This is a genomic window from Stenotrophomonas sp. SAM-B (assembly GCF_013387485.1).
Classification (GTDB): Bacteria; Pseudomonadota; Gammaproteobacteria; order Xanthomonadales; family Xanthomonadaceae; genus Stenotrophomonas; species Stenotrophomonas maltophilia_AA.
Map to the genome: position 1 here is coordinate 225,416 of NZ_JABBXB010000001.1, position 15,512 is coordinate 240,927.

Here is a 15,512-nt window from a genome sequence, read left to right on the forward strand (position 1 = left end):
AGACCACCATGGCCAGGGCAAAGCGGTTCGGCATCAAGAAGCGCGAGAAAGGCATCAACGTCACCCCGTTCGTAGACGTGCTGCTGGTGGTGCTGGTGATCTTCATCCTCACCAGCAACGCCACCATTCCCGGGATCGAGGTCAACCTGCCGAAGGCCAGTTCCAGCATGGCGCTGGAGAAGCCCAAGACCAAGGCGATCACGGTCGACAACGCCGGCCAGATCTTCCTGGACGCCTACCCGGTCAGCCTGGCCGAGCTGGAGGATCGCCTGCGCACGGAGAAGGCACTGAACCCGGATATCCCGGTGATCGTGCGCGGCGATGCGCAGGTGCAGTACGCGCGCGTGGTCGAAGTGCTCGACCTGCTGCGGAAGATCGAGCTGACCCAGGTCGGCCTGGTCACCGGCAAAGTGCAGGGGTGAGGGCGTGACTTCCCTCCACTCCCGCAGCGGTGACAGCGTGCCCGCGTGGCGCCGCTGGTGGCCCGTGGCGGCGTTGATCGTCGGCCTGGCGGCCGCGGCGTTGCTGCTCTGGTACCTGCTGTTCAAGGACACCGCCAGTACGCGCCGGCCCGTGGCCGAGATCCCGATGGTGATGTTGCCGCCACCGCCGCCGCCGCCCCCACCGGAGCCCGAGCCCGAGCCGGAGGTGACCCCTGAAGAGGTCATGCCCGAGCCCGAGCCGCTGGACGAGGTGCCCAAGCCCACCGAAGAAGCGCCGACGCCCGACACCGCCGACCCGGTGACGATGGATGCCGACGCGCAGGCCGGCGGCGACAGCTTCGGCATCCAGTCCGGCTCGGGCGGCGGGCGCAGCGGTACCGGTGCCGGTGGCGCCGGCAATGCGAGCTACGGCCGTTACCTGGGCTACGTGCTGCAACAGGCCGTGGCACGCGACGCCAAGGTGCAGCGCCTGGCCTTCCAGCTGACCGTCAACGTCTGGCTGGACGAGGCCGGGCAGGTGACCCGCGTCGAGCTCGCGCGCGGCAGCGGCAACACCGAAGCCGATGAAGCGGTGCTGCAGGCGATCCGCGCGATCGGCCGCATCGATGAGCGGCCGCCGGCGTCGTTGGGCTTCCCCGCGCGCGTGCTGGTGCAGGGCCGTCGTCCGGCCGGATGAGCTGCGCTGTCTTTCTTCTTCCCTGATCTTTCCTTTCTGCGAGCAAGCCGATGACCCGTTCAACCCTCCACTCCGCGCTGCTGGGACTGCGCAGCACCGCCATCGCCACCGGTGTCGCCCTGGTCCTGGCCAGTGGCGGCGCCCATGCCCAGGCAGCGGGCGGCGAGAGCACCATGATCAAGCTGATCCGCGGCCTGATGGACAGCGGCGCGCTCAAGCCCGAGGCCGGCCAGGCGCTGTTGCTGGAGGCGCAGCGCGAATCGGCCGCAGCCCCCGCAGCGCCGGCGTCCACCGCGATCGCCGCGCAGCCCGGCGACGTGCGCGTGCCCTACATCCCGCAGACCGTGCGCGATGAGATCCGCGAAGAGGTCAAGGCCAGCGTCATGGCCGAGGCCAAGGCCGAGCGTTGGGCGGCGCCTGACCAGGTGCCCGAGTGGACCCAGCGCCTGCGCGTGCAGGGTGACGTGCGCGTGCGCAACGAGAGCCGCCTGTATTCCGAGCGCAACAGCGACATCGAAGTGGACTGGGCGCGGATCAACGCCGGCAACGGATACGACGTCAACGGCAACACCAACCTGGATCTGCCGCCGCTGCGCAACACCCGCCAGGACCGCAACAATTCCTGGCGGATCCGCGCACGCCTGGGCGTGATCGCCGAGCTGGGTGAGCACACCCGTGCCGGCGTGCGCCTGGCGACCGGCAACGACAACGGGCCGGTGTCCTCCACCCAGACGCTGGGTGGTGGCCTGGCCAAGAAAGACGCCTGGCTCGACCAGGCATGGCTGTCGTGGTCGCCGGTGGCGGGCCTGGACATCCTCGGTGGCCGCTTCGGCAACCCGTACTGGTCCACCGACACGCTGTTCTCCAACGACCTCAACTTCGACGGCCTGGCGTTCAAGTACGCACAGCCGATCGGCGATGACGGCCTGTCCTTGTTCGCCACGCTGGGCCTGACGCCGTTGGAGTACTCCTCCGACAGCTTCCCGAACACCAGCCAGGACAAGATGAAGAGCGAGAACAAGTGGCTCAACGGCGTGCAGGTCGGCGCCGAGTGGCAGTTCGGCGATGCGCAGAAACTGCGCGCGGCGGTGGGCTACTACGATTTCCGCAACATCGCCGGCGAGTACTCGCAGCCGTGCGCGCTGTATGCCGGTGCGGACTTCTGCAGCAGCGACTGGTCGCGCCCTGCGTTCATGCAGAAGGGCAACACGCTGATGCTGCTGCGGAACATCGCGCTCAATCCGCTCGACCCGGCCAACACCCCGATGCCGCAGTACGTCGGCCTGGCCTCGGAGTTCGAACTGCTCGACCTCAACCTGGCCTGGGAAACGCCGCTGTTCGCGGGCAATGCCCTGCGCCTGGAAGGGCACGCGATCAAGAACCTGGCCTACGATCCCAACCGGATGTGGGAACGTGCGCAGGGCGGCATCGTCACCAACCTGGGCACTGCCGCCAACGGCGTGGCCGGGCCGCAGGACATCCAGAGCGGTGACATGGCGTACATGGCGCAGGCGACCTTCGGCCAGCTGGCGATGAAGCAGACCGGCGACTGGAACCTGGCGCTCGGCTACAAGCGCCTGGAAGGCGATGCGTTGCCCGACGCCTACAACGATTCCAACTTCCACCTCGGTGGAACCAATGCCAAGGGCTACTACCTGAGCGGCTCCTACATGTTCGACAGGAACGTGTGGCTGACCGGGCGCTGGATGGCCGCCAAGGAGGTCACCGGCGCCCCGTTGTCGATCGACGTCTTCCAGCTGGAAGTCAACGCAGGCTTCTGACCGACGCAACGCCTGTCTCCGGGAGGCGGCGTGCCGCCTCCCTTGCTGCCCACATTGGATTTTCACCATGAACACCGACACTTCCCTTGCGCCGGATACCGGCGACGAGGTCGATGCCGCCTCGGCAGCGGCCGACAGCATCACGCCGCCGGCCAGCTGGCCCATGCTCTACCGCCGCCCGGTCGTGCTGTCGTCGCAGCTTCATGCCCACTGGCGCGTGCGCCAGACCGGCGCCGCGTTCGCCGCCGGCAGTCACTCGATTCCAGTGATGAGCGGGGAATTCGCCGCGGCCTCGCGTGCGTATCCGCTGGTCTTCGCCGGTCCCGATCATCTGCCGATCGCCGTGCTCGGCCTGGAGGCGGAGCAGAACCGCTTCGTCATCGCCGACCAGTGGCAGGCCGGCGCCTACATTCCCGCCTACGTGCGGCGCTACCCGTTCGTGTTCGCGCGCACCACCGATCCGGATGGCTACGTGCTGGCCATCGATGCCGATGCGGACATGATCGTGCGGGAGGGCGAGGAAGGGCAGCCGCTGTTCGAGGGCGACCAGCCTTCGGCGATGACGCGTCACGCCCTGCAGTTCTGCGAAGCCTTCACCCGCGAAGACATCGCCACCCGCGCCTTCAGTGCCGCCCTGGCCGAGGCCGGCGTGCTGATCGAGCGCCAGGCTGACGTGGTCCTCGCCGATGGCCGCCGCCACAGCCTGCAGGGCTTCCATGTCGTCGATCCCGCGCGTCTGGACGCGCTGCCGGATACCACCCTCGTGCACTGGCATCGCCAGGGCTGGCTGGCGCCGGTGTATTTCCACCTGGCTTCGCTGGGTCGCTTCGCCGACCTCGCCACAGGCTGACCTGTTCTACCGGGGCGCCGTGCAGGTGCCGTCACTCCAGGCCGGTGGGAAGACCAGCCCTTCGAGTGGCGTCACCTGTTCGGCACCCGATCCGGTGCGTTCGCGCGCGGCAGCCGGCACGGCACTCCGTCCGAGCGCACAAAGGCGCGCAGCAGCGGAACTACCTGCAAGGGAAGATGGCGAAGATGGTGCGCCCGGAGGGATTCGAACCCCCGACCAATGGCTTCGGAAGCCACTACTCTATCCGGCTGAGCTACGAGCGCGTTGTGTCCTGCGTCCCGCCTGGCCGCCTGGTGGGGCCACGGACCGCCAAAGCGGCGCGGGAGGAGCATTCTATCCGTAAACGCCGCGCAGGTCTGCCCCCCGCACCGATGCGCCGGGCGACGGCGCGCCCGGCCAGCCCAGGCGGTATCCTTTACCGATGGCTTACGAACGTTTTGAGGCGCCCGAGGCGGCGCCCCCGTCGCGCTGGCGGCACTACTGGAAGTTGATGCGCGCCGACCGTCCGATCGGTACCCTGCTGCTGCTCTGGCCCACCTGGTGGGCGCTGTGGCTGGCCTCCGGCGGGCTGCCGCCGCTGTGGACGCTGTTCGTGTTCACCGCAGGTGTCTGGTTGACCCGCTCGGCCGGCTGCGTGATCAACGATTACGCCGACCGCTGGCTGGACCCGCACGTCAAGCGGACCAAGGACCGCCCGCTGGCCAGCGGCGCCGTCTCCGGCCGCGAGGCGCTGGCCCTGTTCGCCGGGCTGATGATCGTCGCCTTCGCCCTGGTGTTGACCCTGAACTGGCTCACCATCGGCATGAGCTTCATCGGCGTGTTCCTGGCCGCCAGCTACCCCTACCTCAAGCGCTACACCCACCTGCCGCAGGTCTACCTGGGCATGGCCTTCGGCTGGGGCATCCCGATGGCGTTCGCCGCAGTGCAGGGCGAGGTGCCGGTGATCGGCTGGCTGCTGTACGGCGCCAACATTCTGTGGTCGACCGCGTATGACACCTGGTACGCCATGGTCGACCGCGATGACGACCTGAAGATGGGCTCGCATTCCACCGCGATCCTGTTCGGGGATCTGGACCTGGTGATCCAGGGCATTCTCTACGCGCTGTTCCTGGGCACGATGGCGCTGGTCGGCCTGCGCGCCGGGCTGGGGTTCTATTACGGCGTCGGCGTCGGCGTTGCCGCAGGCTTGATCGCCTACGAGTTCTGGATCGCCCGCAAGCGCGAGCGCGACCCGTGCTTCAAGGCCTTCCTGCACAACAACTGGGTCGGTGCCGCGTTGTTCGCCGGTATCGCGGTGTCGTTGGCGGTGCGCTGAGGGGGCCACCCGACCAACGGTCGGGTGCTACCGGTAACGCGCACTACGACCATTAGGCGACTGACAGCGCCGTTCGCAACGCCCAGAATCCCTCCCATTGAATGATCGGGGAGGGCGGGACGATGAACACGTCGACGGTGGTACAGGACGGCTGGATGGCGCGCGCGGCACTGCGCTCGGCGGCCTGGGCGGAAAAGTGGTTCCCCGATGCCTACGTGTTCGCGGTGCTCGGCGTGGTCATCGTCGCCGCCGCCGCGATGGGCTTCGGCGCGACCCCGCAGGCCACCGCCACCGCGTTCGGCGAGGGCTTCTGGAGCCTGATCCCCTTCACCATGCAGATGGCCTTCGTGGTCATCGGTGGCTATGCGGTCGCTACCGCGCCGATCGTCGCGCGCTTCATCAATCTGCTGGCCCGCGTCCCCAAGACCGGCCGGGGCGCGGTGGTCTATGTTGGCCTGATCAGCATGCTCGCCTCGCTGCTGAGCTGGGGCTTCTCGCTGGTGTTCGGCGGCCTGCTGGTGCGCGCGCTGGCCCGCCGTGAATCACTCAACATGGACTACCGTGCCGCCGGCGCCTCGGCCTACCTTGGCCTCGGCGCGGTCTGGGCGATGGGCCTGAGCTCCTCGGCCGCCCAGCTGCAGGCCAACCCGGCCAGCATGCCGCCCGGCCTGGTGGAAATCACCGGCGTGCTGCCCTTCACCGAAACCATCTTCCTGTGGCAGTCGATCGCGCTGACGTCCGCGCTGATCCTGGTGTCGCTGCTGATCGCCTGGCTGACCGCGCCCGGAGCTGCCACCGCGCGCACCGCCAAGGACTTCGAAGGCGCCGCACGCGCCGAGGCCGAGCCGCTGCAGCCGCGCACCCGCCCGGGCGAGTGGCTGGAGTACAGCCCGCTGCTGACCGTGCTGCTCTCGCTGCTCGCGTTCGGCTGGCTGTTCGGCGAGTTCGCCAGCAAGCCGGTGGTCACCGCCATCGCCAACCTCAACACCTACAACTTCCTGTTCATCTCGCTCGGCCTGCTGCTGCACTGGCGCCCGCGCAGCTTCCTCAACGCCGTGGCCAAGGCGGTACCGAGCACCACCGGCGTGCTGATCCAGTTCCCGCTGTATGGCGGCATCGCGATGATCCTCACCCACGCCACCGGCACTGGCGATGAGACCCTCGCGCATCGCCTGTCCACGCTGTTCGTGCATATCGCCACCACCGACACCTTCGCGCTGGTGATGGGCGTGTACTCGGCCGTACTCGGCTTCTTCGTGCCCTCCGGCGGCGGCAAGTGGATCATCGAAGCGCCGTACGTGATGCAGGCCGCCAACGAACTCAAGGCCCACCTGGGCTGGGCGGTGCAGGTCTACAACGCCGCCGAGGCGCTGCCGAACCTGATCAACCCGTTCTGGATGCTGCCGCTGCTGGGTGTGCTCGGCCTGAAGGCGCGCGACATCGTCGGCTTCACCTTCATCCAGTTGCTGGTGCACATCCCGCTTGTACTCGGCCTGCTGTGGCTGCTCGGCATGACGCTGACCTACGTGCCGCCGGTGATGCCGTGATCGTCATCTGCGCGTCATCCGCACCGGGAGGTGCCGGGATGGCCTGTTCAGTCGCACGGAAAGCCGGTTGGCGCGTAGCGGCATAAGGGAATTCGAACCGTTCATATGCAGGCCAACGCCTACTGCGACATGGGCTCCTGCACGGCACGAAACGTCGGAACGGACGCGTTGACGTTTCCGTATGCAAACCCGCACACGTCGTTAACCTGCCGCTGCAGAGGATGGCCCCGACCGCGACATTCCGTTTGCGGCAACCGGAGAATCGAGATGGCTCAGCAGAACCAGCAGAACCCGAATCAGCGCGGTGAGCAGCAGGAACGCGTTCGCGACCAGCAGCAGCAACAGCAGCAGGAACAGCAGCAGCGCAACCAGAACCAGCAGCAGGGCGGCCAGCAGGACGAGGAAGAGTGAGCCCAGCCGGCTGTTGTGTGAACTGAAGCCCCGCTCCGGCGGGGCTTCGTTCGTCCGGGCCTGCTCAGGCAGAGCGCAGGTGCCAGCCCAGTGCGTCGTCTTCGACAACCGCGCCAGGCACCACGTCATGCAGCACGACGCGGATGCCGCGCGCATTTGGCAGCACTTTCTGCTCGGGGAACCAGCGGCGCGTGGCATCGACCACGATCAACAGGCCTTCATCATCGCCGAGCGGCGCGAAGTGCGGCGTCGGCTGTGACAACGGCGCCAGCCCGAAGGCGTTCTGTGCGTTTGCCTGCACCTCGCCCACGTGTTCAGCGGGCAGGCCGACCTCGCTGATGCAGGTCATCTCGCTGCCATGGAATTCGCCCTGGCGCTCGCCGGCAGGCAAGCGCCGACGCGCGATCAACTCCAGGATCAGGCCGTCCGGCCCGGTGAAATAGATCGACTCTGAATCCCAGCGGCCATCGAAGGTGAAGTGGTCATGGCCCTTCAGATCGCGCTGCAGGGTGGCGCGTGCTTTCAGCCAGTCGGTGGCCGCTTCGAATCGATTGGCCGGGACGTTGAACGCCAGGTGCACACCGCCGACCGGATTCGATCCTGCGGGTTGCAGCTGCAGGGTGCTCCAGCCGATGCGCACGGCCGAGCCGTCGACCGGCAGCTGAAGTTCATCGCGGAAGTACACCACGGTGGCGGCGACATCGGACACGGGAAGATCGATCTGATGGATACGCATGATGATGGATGTCTCACGTAGATACATCGACATTCTGCCGCAGATGCGTGTGCTTCAGCGATGAACGCGATGAAACATGCACCGGCTGCGAAGGCCCATCACCGGGCATTGCCGATGCGTTTGCTACAACACGCTGTAGAAGCCGGGACGCACCACCGGCGCATCACACACCGCTATCAGAGGAGTACTCCCGCGATGGGCATGCTGGTCGATGGAACATGGCAGGAAGGCACCGCGGGTGCCGCTGACAAGGACGGTCATTTCAAGCGCGAGGAATCCACCTTCCGCGATTGGTTGAGCGCCGACGGCAGTGCTGGCCCGAATGGGGAGCCTGGCGTCAAAGCGGCGCCTGGGCGGTTCCGACTGTATGTAAGTCTCGCCTGCCCGTGGGCACATCGCACGCTGATCGTGCGCGCGCTGAAAGGCCTGGAAGATATGATGCCTGTGTCGGTGGTCAACTGGCACATGGGTGATCAGGGCTGGACGTTTGAGCCCGGCCCGCAGGTGACGCCGGAGCCCGAACGCGGTGCGCGCTGTCTACATGAACTGTACGCGGCCGCCAAGCCGGGAATGACCGGCAAGGTGACAGTGCCAGTGCTGTGGGATCGCGAGCGCGGCAGGATCGTCAGCAATGAATCGGCGGACATCATCCGGATGTTCAACACCGCGTATGACGCACTGGGTGCGAAGGCCGGTGACTTCTATCCGGCCGCGCTGCGCTCCGGGATCGATGCGATCAACGAACGGGTCTATGCGACCGTCAACAACGGTGTGTACCAGGCGGGCTTCGCCTCAACGCAGAAGGCCTATGAAGAGGCTGTTGGTCCGTTGTTCGATTCACTCATCTGGCTGGACGAGCGCCTTCAGCAACGCGAGTGGCTGGTGGGCGATGCCATGACCGAAGCTGATATCCGTCTGTTCACCACCTTGATCCGCTTCGATGCTGTGTACTACGTGCACTTCAAGTGCAACGTGCGGCGCATTGCAGACTTCGCTGGCCTGCATGCGTTCGTGGCGCGGATGATGGCGATTCCGGAGGTGGCGGATACGGTGAACTTTGAGCACATCAAGCACCACTATTACGGGAGTCACCGGCATCTCAATCCGTCGGGGATCGTGCCGGTGGGGCCGGAGTGGGCTTATTGAGTCAGCATTCCGGGCATCACGGCGTCTGGCTTCACCCGCCACCACCCCGATCCAACTGCCGATACCCGATCGCCTCCGCCACATGCGCAGTCGCGATGTCCTGCGCATGACCCAGATCCGCCACCGTGCGCGCCACCCGCAGAATGCGATGCATTGAGCGCGCTGACAGCTGCAACTGCTCCACGGCATCCTCCAGCAGCTGCTGATCTTCCCGCGACAACCGGCAATGCTCGCTCAGCTCGAACGGCAACAGCTGCGCATTGGCTTTCCCACTGCGCAACAGCTGCACCTCGCGCGCGGCCACCACGCGGGCGCGAACACTCGCGCTGTCCTCACCCAGCGGCGCGTCATCACGCAGCTCGCGCGGGTCCAGTCGGGGCACTTCGACATGCAGGTCGATGCGGTCCATCAGCGGCCCGGAAACGCGCCCTCGATAGCGACGGATCACCTCTTCGGCGCAGAGGCAGCGCCCACTGCGATCCCCCGCCCAGCCACACGGGCACGGATTCATGGCCGCAACGAGCTGGAACCGGGCGGGAAAGCGCTCGGTGCGGGCCGCGCGGCTGACCACCGCAACCCCGGATTCGATCGGCTCGCGCATGACTTCCAGCGCATGCCGACTCCACTCGGGCAGCTCATCCAGAAACAGCACCCCGTTGTGCGCCAGCGAAATCTCCCCAGGCCGGGGATGCGAGCCGCCGCCTATCAGCGCCACCGCGCTGGCGGTATGGTGCGGCGCTCTATACGGCCGTTGCCGCCATCGCCCCGCATCAATGCCCTGGCCACTGCACGAGGCGATGGTCGCCGCTTCCAGCGCCTCCAGCTCGCTGGCGGCGGGCAGGATGCCGGGCAGGCGCGAGGCCAGCAGCGTCTTGCCGCAGCCGGGGGTGCCGAGCAGCAACAGGTGATGCCCGCCGGCCGCCGCGACCTCCAGCGCCCGGCGCGCCTGCAGCTGGCCGCGTACGTCGCGCAGGTCGGGAATGCTGACCGGCAGCGCAGCGGCGGCCACGGCGGGGGGCAGCGTACCGCTCTCAAGGGCGCTGCAGACTTCCAGCAGGGTGCGGGCGACGCGTACGTCGGCGTGCTGGGCCAGCGCGGCTTCCTCGCTGTTGGCGGCGGCCACGATCAGGCTGCGGCCGTCCCGGGCGGCGGCGATCGCCGCAGGCAGGACGCCGTCGACCCCGCGCAGTTCACCGGTGAGGGCCAGCTCGCCCAGGAACTCGAACCTGTCCAGCGACTGCGCATCGATCTGGCCGCTGGCGGCGAGGATGCCGAGCGCGATGGCCAGATCGAAGCGGCCGCCTTCTTTGGGCAGATCGGCCGGGGCCAGGTTGATGGTGATCCGCCGCTGCGGAAACTCGAAGCGTGCGCAGATCAGCGCGGCACGCACGCGGTCGCGGGACTCCCGCACGGCCGCGGCCGGCAGCCCGACGATCTGGGTATGGGGCAACCCGCCCGACAGGAATACTTCGATCCGTACAGCGGGGGCTTTCACGCCGGCACGGGCACGGCTGTGCACCAGCGCGAGGCTCATGCGGTTGTTTCCGGGGTCTGCGGCATGCCAGGAACAATGGCAGGGCACGGAGACCGCAATCCATCAGTGCTTGCCCCGCCGTGGGGTAGGCAAACCGTGCCGCAGTGTCCAGGCACTCCCGCTAGACTGGACGCCCCCACGCACCACGCCGTCGAACACCATGGATATGCACCACCGCTCCGGCCCGATCGAACTGGTCGCCATCGACATGGATGGGACCCTGCTCGATCCCGCGCACACGCTGACGCCCCGGGTCATGCAGGCCATCGCCCGCGCCCGCGCGCAGGGCGTCCAGGTGGTGCTGGCCAGTGGCCGCCCGGTGTCGGGGATGGCGCCGTTCCTGCAGCAGTTGGGTATCGAGGGCGAGCAGGACTACTGCATCGCCTGCAATGGCGCGGTGGTGCAGAACATTGGCAGCGGCCAGCGCGTCATCGAGTTTCCGCTGAGCTTCGAGGACTTCGTGTTCTGCGAGCGGATCTCGCGCGAGCTGGGCATTCACTTCCAGGCGCTCGATGGCCGGCGCATGTATACGCCCAACCAGGACATCAGCCTGTATACGGTGGCCGATTCGCACCTGTCGAACGTGCCGCTGTCGTATCGCCGGGTCGAAGACATGGACCCGGCCATGCAGTTCATCAAACTGATGATGATCGACGAGCCGGAGGTGCTGGATGCCGCCATCCAGCGCCTGCCCTCGGAACTGACCGACCGCTTCGCGGTGCTCAAGAGCGCGCCGTTCTTCCTGGAGGTCTTCGATCACCGCGCGGGGAAGGGGCCGAGCCTGGAGAAGCTGGCCGCGCACCTCGGCGTGGACCGCGCCAACGTGATGGCGGTGGGCGATCAGGAGAACGACCTGACCATGCTGCAGTTCGCCGGCACCAGTGTCGCCATGGGCAACGCGATTCCGGCGGTGAAACAGACCGCGCGCTTCGAGACCGCGACCAACGCCGAGGACGGCGTGGCGTTGGCGATCGAGCGGTTCGTGTTGCAGGACGCGTAAGCGAAGGCCAGCCCGACGGATTTACTCCCGAGGCGCAGCCGACCCGTCACGCGCTTCCAGCGCGGCCACCGTCTTCTCCAGCGCCTCCAGCTTCTCGCGGGTGCGCAGCAGCACCGCACGCTGCACGTCGAATTCCTCGCGGGTCACCAGGTCCAGCTTGCCCAGCCCGGCCTGCAGCGCGGTCTTGAAGGTGGCCTGCAGTTCTTCGCGCGACTGGCGCAGGCCCGGGGGGACCATGTCGCTCAGGCGGCGGGCGAGGTCATCCAGGTGGTTGAGGTCGATCATGCTGCGGCTCCGCGGGGTATGCGCCAAGGATAAGCCGCCACGCTGCCGGCGGCACGGACCACGCGCATCGCGTTCACCGGCGGACAGGCGTTATCCTCGCAGCCTGAGAGACAGGAGTGCAGACGGATGAAGATGGTCATGGCGGTGGTCAAGCCGTTCAAGCTCGACGACGTGCGCGAAGCGCTGGCCGAGCGCGGCGTCACCGGGATCACGGTCACCGAGGTCAAGGGCTTCGGGCGGCAGAAGGGCCATACCGAGCTCTACCGCGGGGCGGAGTACGTGGTCGACTTCCTGCCCAAGGTGAAGATCGAGGTGGCGGTCGTCGACAACCAGGTCGAGGAGGTGGTGGAAGCCATCGTCAAGGCCGCCGGCACCGGCAAGATCGGCGACGGCAAGGTCTTCGTGTACGACCTGGGCACCGTGGTGCGCATCCGTACCGGTGAGCTGGACGCCGACGCGCTGTAACGCGCGCCGGCTTTCCCGAGGGCACCCGCGATCAGGCGTGGCCCTTGAACCAGCGGTAGAAACGCTTCCAGGCCACGCGCACGCCGGCCACCCAGCGCGGATCGGCGACCTGGGCCGCCTCGGCGGGGCTGGGACGCTCGCCGGTCAGGCGTTGGCGCATCTTCAGCAGGTTCTTCATGTCGCTGCGGCGCAGCTGGCGCGACACCGGGTGCACCGGCAGCCAGCGCGGGCTGCGCCAGGCCGAGGTGAAATCGACCAGCACCGGCACGCCCCCGCTGACCATCACGTTGGTGCCGTGCAGATCGTTGTGGGTGATGCCCGCGGCATGCAGGCGCGTAAGGGCGTACTGCAGCTGCTCGAAGACCTCGATGCCGACCGACTGGGCCGCGCTCAGGGTCTGGCCGGGAATGAACTCCATGCCCAGCGCGAGCCCACCGATGGTGCCGAGCAGGGCAGGGGCATGTTTCCAGCCGCTCAGGCGCTGCAGGATGCGCGCCTCGCGGCGGACCAGCAGGCGGGCGATCGGCGACAGGGGGGTGCCGCGGTAACGGGTGTAATCCTTGACCACGGCAGGCTGGCCATTGAGGCAGGTCCGGTAGACGTCGGGTTCCAGGAGGCGTTCGCCGCGCTTGAGCAGCTCGGCGGGGGCGGTGTCATCGACACACGGGGCAACGAGTGTATTCATAGGGGTCTGTGCGACCCGGCGGTCGGCGCAATGCGTCAGGCGTACCGGTGCTGCTTAACGTGGGGAACTAAAGATTTCGTTAATTTTAGTACTCGGCAGTACACGAATCCAGATGATGTCGGAGAAATGTCGTAGCGCAGCGTGGAACAGTTCGTCACGCTGAAGCGGACAATCCTGTATCGTTTGAAAGAATTTTGTTTTCAATCAGAGGGTTGGAGGCCTGCCCTGGGGACGTGCGCGGCAGGCACGGCTGCCGTGCGTCCATGGAAGGGTTCTCCGGGGAGGGACGGCTGGCAGGGCCGCCCAGCCACGCCGCGCTGAACATCGCCCAGCCCGTGCTTGACCGCGACGCGGGCGCTGCCGACCATATGCTGTTGCTTGCGACATCGGCGGCCGCCCCTCCCCGGCACGTCCCCGCCTCCTGCCGCCCTATCGATGCCGGTCACTGCCGTGCATCGCCCCCACCATTTCGGGTCCGGCCATGCCGGAGGAAGACTGATGATCAAGATCGTGCTGGCAGGGCTGTTCATCGCCTGCGTGCTGTACATCCATTACCGCGGCAAGGTGCGCGCGCGCTGGTCGCGCCAGCTGCTGGACCACTCCAGCTTCATGGCCCCTATCAACGTGATCATGTACGCGTTCTCGAAGGTGCCGACCACGCCGTTCCTGGATCCGGGCAAGGAATTCCCGCAGCTCGAGCCGCTGCGCCAGAACTGGCAGATGATCCGCGACGAAGCGCTGGCCCTGCGCGATGCCGACAAGATCGCCGCCTCCAGCACGTTCAACGATGCGGGCTTCAACTCGTTCTTCCGCCGCGGCTGGAAGCGCTTCTACCTGAAGTGGTATGGCCCGTCACACCCGTCGGCCAAGGCGCTGTGCCCGAAGACCACCGCGCTGCTGGAATCGCTGCCGGACGTGCGCGCGGCGATGTTCGCCCAGTTGCCCTCGGGTAGTGAACTGCGCCCGCACCGCGATCCCTTCGCCGGCTCGCTGCGCCTGCACCTGGGCCTGGCCACGCCGAACGATGACGCCTGCTACATCGAAGTGGACGGCATCCGGAAGAGCTGGCGCGACGGTGAGTGGATGATGTTCGACGAGACCTACATCCACCACGCGCACAACGAGACGCCGGATGACCGCGTGATCCTGTTCTGCGATATCGCCCGCCCGCTGCGCTTCGGCCTGCCGGGCCTGTTCAACCGCGCCGTGGCTTCCACGCTGCTGGCCGGTGGCGCCTCGCCGAACCTGCCGGGCGACCCGACCGGTGGCGTCAACAAGGCCTTCGGCAGCGTCTACAAGGTGCGCCTGAAGGCCAAGGCGCTGCGCGAGCGCAGCGTGGTCGCCTACCAGGTGATCAAGTGGGGACTGGTGGTGGCGGTGATCGCCGGCATCTGGGCGATCTGAGCCGGGGTGCATGAGGTTGCCGGCCAGCGGCCGGTACTACCGGGCATGAAAAACCCGCGCTGTTGCCAGCGCGGGTTTTTTGTTGCCTGCATCAATGTGGTCCGCACCGACCAACGGTCGGTGCCTACCGCCATGGCCGGGTTTTCCGGTCAACGCCGAAGCCGACGTCGACCGGTAGGTGCCGACCGTCAATTGGCAGCCGCACGCACCGGTAGGTGCCGACCGTTGGTCGGCACGCCTTCGATCAGCCCTTCAGGGCTGCCGCCACGAACGGCGGGGTCACCAGCACGCCGGTGTGCAGCGCGGCGGTGTAGTACAGCGTCTCGAACGACTTGGCGGCCGAATCGGCCTGGCGGAAATCGAAGCTGCTCTCGCCCTTGCGGGCCAGGGTCACGCTCCACCAGCCGGTCGGGTAGCACGGCTGCGGGAACGGCAGGGTCTTGAACGAACCGAAACCGGCCTTGCCCATCTCGGCGCGCATTTCGTTGATCAGGTCCAGCTGCATCAGCGGCGACTCGGACTGCTGCACCAGGATGCCGTCATCCTTCAGGGCCTTGAAGCAGCTCTCATAGAACGCCTTGTTGAACAGGCCTTCGCCCGGGCCGACCGGATCGGTGGAGTCCACGATCACCACGTCCACGCTGCCGGCCGGGCAGTTGGCCATGTAGGCCACGCCGTCGTCGAACATCAGCTCGGCGCGCGGGTCGTCGTTGGAATCGCACAGTTCCGGGAAATGCTTGCGGGCCATCACGGTGACCTGCTCGTCGATGTCGCACTGGGTCACGCTCTCCACGCCCTGGTGCTTGAGCACTTCGCGCAGGGTGCCGCAGTCGCCGCCGCCGATGATCACCACGCGCTTGGGCGCGGCATGGGTGAACAGCACCGGGTGGCTGATCATCTCGTGGTAGAAGAAGTTGTCCTTGCTGGTCAACATGATGGCGCCATCGATGGTCATCAGGTTGCCCCAATCGGTGGTCGCGAAGATCTCGATCTTCTGGAACGGCGACTGCACTTCATCCAGCTTGCCGGTCAGGCGGTAGCCGATGGCCGAGCCGGTGCGCTCGAAGTGTTCGATGTACCAGTTGTTGTTGTCAGTCATGGAATAGCAGTCCTGTTCGGAAGGGTGTTGGAGCCGGGCTGGCGGCGGTGCCGCGTGGCGCAAGCCACGTCCGGACGGGTTGGCCCGTTCAGGTTTGAAGCCTGAGCACGGGCGCGGGCGCGCATGATAACGGAG

At 67.0% G+C, this 15,512-nt stretch carries 16 protein-coding genes and 1 tRNA gene; 11 read left to right on the forward strand and 6 right to left on the reverse strand.

Annotated elements, in window-relative coordinates:
* Nucleotides 1-8 precede the first annotated feature (8 nt).
* The 4 genes from HH110_RS00925 (at nucleotide 9) to HH110_RS00940 (ending at nucleotide 3,750) form a co-directional block, all read left to right on the forward strand.
* Nucleotides 9-422: a biopolymer transporter ExbD gene (locus HH110_RS00925; protein ID WP_088433529.1), complete on the forward strand. Its 414-nt coding sequence runs from the start codon at nucleotides 9-11 to the stop codon at nucleotides 420-422.
* Nucleotides 423-426: 4 nt separating this feature from the next.
* Nucleotides 427-1,119, forward strand: a complete 693-nt coding sequence (locus tag HH110_RS00930) for an energy transducer TonB (RefSeq protein WP_342589201.1) — start codon at nucleotides 427-429, stop codon at nucleotides 1,117-1,119.
* Between the two features lie 50 nt (nucleotides 1,120-1,169).
* Nucleotides 1,170-2,900 carry a putative porin gene (locus HH110_RS00935; protein ID WP_176987914.1) on the forward strand — a complete coding sequence of 577 codons (1,731 nt, stop codon included), beginning with the start codon at nucleotides 1,170-1,172 and terminating at the stop codon, nucleotides 2,898-2,900.
* Nucleotides 2,901-2,967: 67 nt separating this feature from the next.
* The gene (locus HH110_RS00940; RefSeq protein WP_176987915.1) at nucleotides 2,968-3,750 is read left to right on the forward strand and encodes a SapC family protein; all 783 of its coding nucleotides are present in this window, start codon (nucleotides 2,968-2,970) and stop codon (nucleotides 3,748-3,750) included.
* Between the two features lie 186 nt (nucleotides 3,751-3,936).
* Here HH110_RS00940 and HH110_RS00945 read toward each other — a convergent pair.
* A tRNA-Arg gene (locus tag HH110_RS00945) sits at nucleotides 3,937-4,013 on the reverse strand.
* A gap of 158 nt (nucleotides 4,014-4,171) precedes the next feature.
* On the opposite strand from HH110_RS00945, the gene ubiA reads away from it, so the two are divergent.
* The 3 genes from ubiA (at nucleotide 4,172) to HH110_RS00960 (ending at nucleotide 7,023) form a co-directional block, all read left to right on the forward strand.
* The gene (gene ubiA, locus HH110_RS00950; protein ID WP_176987916.1) at nucleotides 4,172-5,065 is read left to right on the forward strand and encodes a 4-hydroxybenzoate octaprenyltransferase; all 894 of its coding nucleotides are present in this window, start codon (nucleotides 4,172-4,174) and stop codon (nucleotides 5,063-5,065) included.
* Between the two features lie 122 nt (nucleotides 5,066-5,187).
* The gene (locus tag HH110_RS00955) at nucleotides 5,188-6,612 is read left to right on the forward strand and encodes a short-chain fatty acid transporter (RefSeq protein ID WP_176987917.1); all 1,425 of its coding nucleotides are present in this window, start codon (nucleotides 5,188-5,190) and stop codon (nucleotides 6,610-6,612) included.
* A gap of 267 nt (nucleotides 6,613-6,879) precedes the next feature.
* The gene (locus HH110_RS00960) at nucleotides 6,880-7,023 is read left to right on the forward strand and encodes a hypothetical protein (RefSeq protein ID WP_176987918.1); all 144 of its coding nucleotides are present in this window, start codon (nucleotides 6,880-6,882) and stop codon (nucleotides 7,021-7,023) included.
* 64 nt (nucleotides 7,024-7,087) lie between these two features.
* Here HH110_RS00960 and HH110_RS00965 read toward each other — a convergent pair whose 3' ends face one another.
* The gene (locus HH110_RS00965; RefSeq protein WP_176987919.1) at nucleotides 7,088-7,759 is read right to left on the reverse strand and encodes a VOC family protein; all 672 of its coding nucleotides are present in this window, start codon (nucleotides 7,757-7,759) and stop codon (nucleotides 7,088-7,090) included.
* A 195-nt stretch (nucleotides 7,760-7,954) separates the two neighbouring features.
* Here HH110_RS00965 and HH110_RS00970 point away from each other — a divergent pair, with 195 nt between their 5' ends.
* On the forward strand, nucleotides 7,955-8,905 hold the full coding sequence (locus HH110_RS00970; protein ID WP_176987920.1) for a glutathione S-transferase family protein: 951 nt from the start codon (nucleotides 7,955-7,957) through the stop codon (nucleotides 8,903-8,905).
* A gap of 31 nt (nucleotides 8,906-8,936) precedes the next feature.
* Here HH110_RS00970 and HH110_RS00975 read toward each other — a convergent pair whose 3' ends face one another.
* Nucleotides 8,937-10,439: a YifB family Mg chelatase-like AAA ATPase gene (locus HH110_RS00975; RefSeq protein ID WP_176987921.1), complete on the reverse strand. Its 1,503-nt coding sequence runs from the start codon at nucleotides 10,437-10,439 to the stop codon at nucleotides 8,937-8,939.
* 160 nt (nucleotides 10,440-10,599) lie between these two features.
* Here HH110_RS00975 and yidA point away from each other — a divergent pair, with 160 nt between their 5' ends.
* Nucleotides 10,600-11,439 (forward strand): sugar-phosphatase, encoded by an 840-nt coding sequence (yidA, locus tag HH110_RS00980; RefSeq protein WP_176987922.1) that lies wholly within the window; start codon nucleotides 10,600-10,602, stop codon nucleotides 11,437-11,439.
* Between the two features lie 21 nt (nucleotides 11,440-11,460).
* Here yidA and HH110_RS00985 read toward each other — a convergent pair whose 3' ends face one another.
* Nucleotides 11,461-11,724 (reverse strand): accessory factor UbiK family protein, encoded by a 264-nt coding sequence (locus HH110_RS00985; protein WP_176987923.1) that lies wholly within the window; start codon nucleotides 11,722-11,724, stop codon nucleotides 11,461-11,463.
* Nucleotides 11,725-11,850: 126 nt separating this feature from the next.
* Between HH110_RS00985 and HH110_RS00990 the strand changes: the two genes are divergently transcribed.
* Nucleotides 11,851-12,189 carry a P-II family nitrogen regulator gene (locus tag HH110_RS00990; RefSeq protein ID WP_123729924.1) on the forward strand — a complete coding sequence of 113 codons (339 nt, stop codon included), beginning with the start codon at nucleotides 11,851-11,853 and terminating at the stop codon, nucleotides 12,187-12,189.
* 31 nt (nucleotides 12,190-12,220) lie between these two features.
* On the opposite strand, the gene HH110_RS00995 is transcribed toward HH110_RS00990, so the two are convergent.
* Nucleotides 12,221-12,874 (reverse strand): RIO1 family regulatory kinase/ATPase, encoded by a 654-nt coding sequence (locus HH110_RS00995; protein WP_176987924.1) that lies wholly within the window; start codon nucleotides 12,872-12,874, stop codon nucleotides 12,221-12,223.
* A gap of 498 nt (nucleotides 12,875-13,372) precedes the next feature.
* Here HH110_RS00995 and HH110_RS01000 point away from each other — a divergent pair, with 498 nt between their 5' ends.
* On the forward strand, nucleotides 13,373-14,278 hold the full coding sequence (locus HH110_RS01000) for an aspartyl/asparaginyl beta-hydroxylase domain-containing protein (protein ID WP_176987925.1): 906 nt from the start codon (nucleotides 13,373-13,375) through the stop codon (nucleotides 14,276-14,278).
* Between the two features lie 244 nt (nucleotides 14,279-14,522).
* On the opposite strand, the gene speE is transcribed toward HH110_RS01000, so the two are convergent.
* The gene (speE, locus tag HH110_RS01005) at nucleotides 14,523-15,377 is read right to left on the reverse strand and encodes a polyamine aminopropyltransferase (RefSeq protein WP_176987926.1); all 855 of its coding nucleotides are present in this window, start codon (nucleotides 15,375-15,377) and stop codon (nucleotides 14,523-14,525) included.
* Nucleotides 15,378-15,512 lie beyond the last annotated feature (135 nt).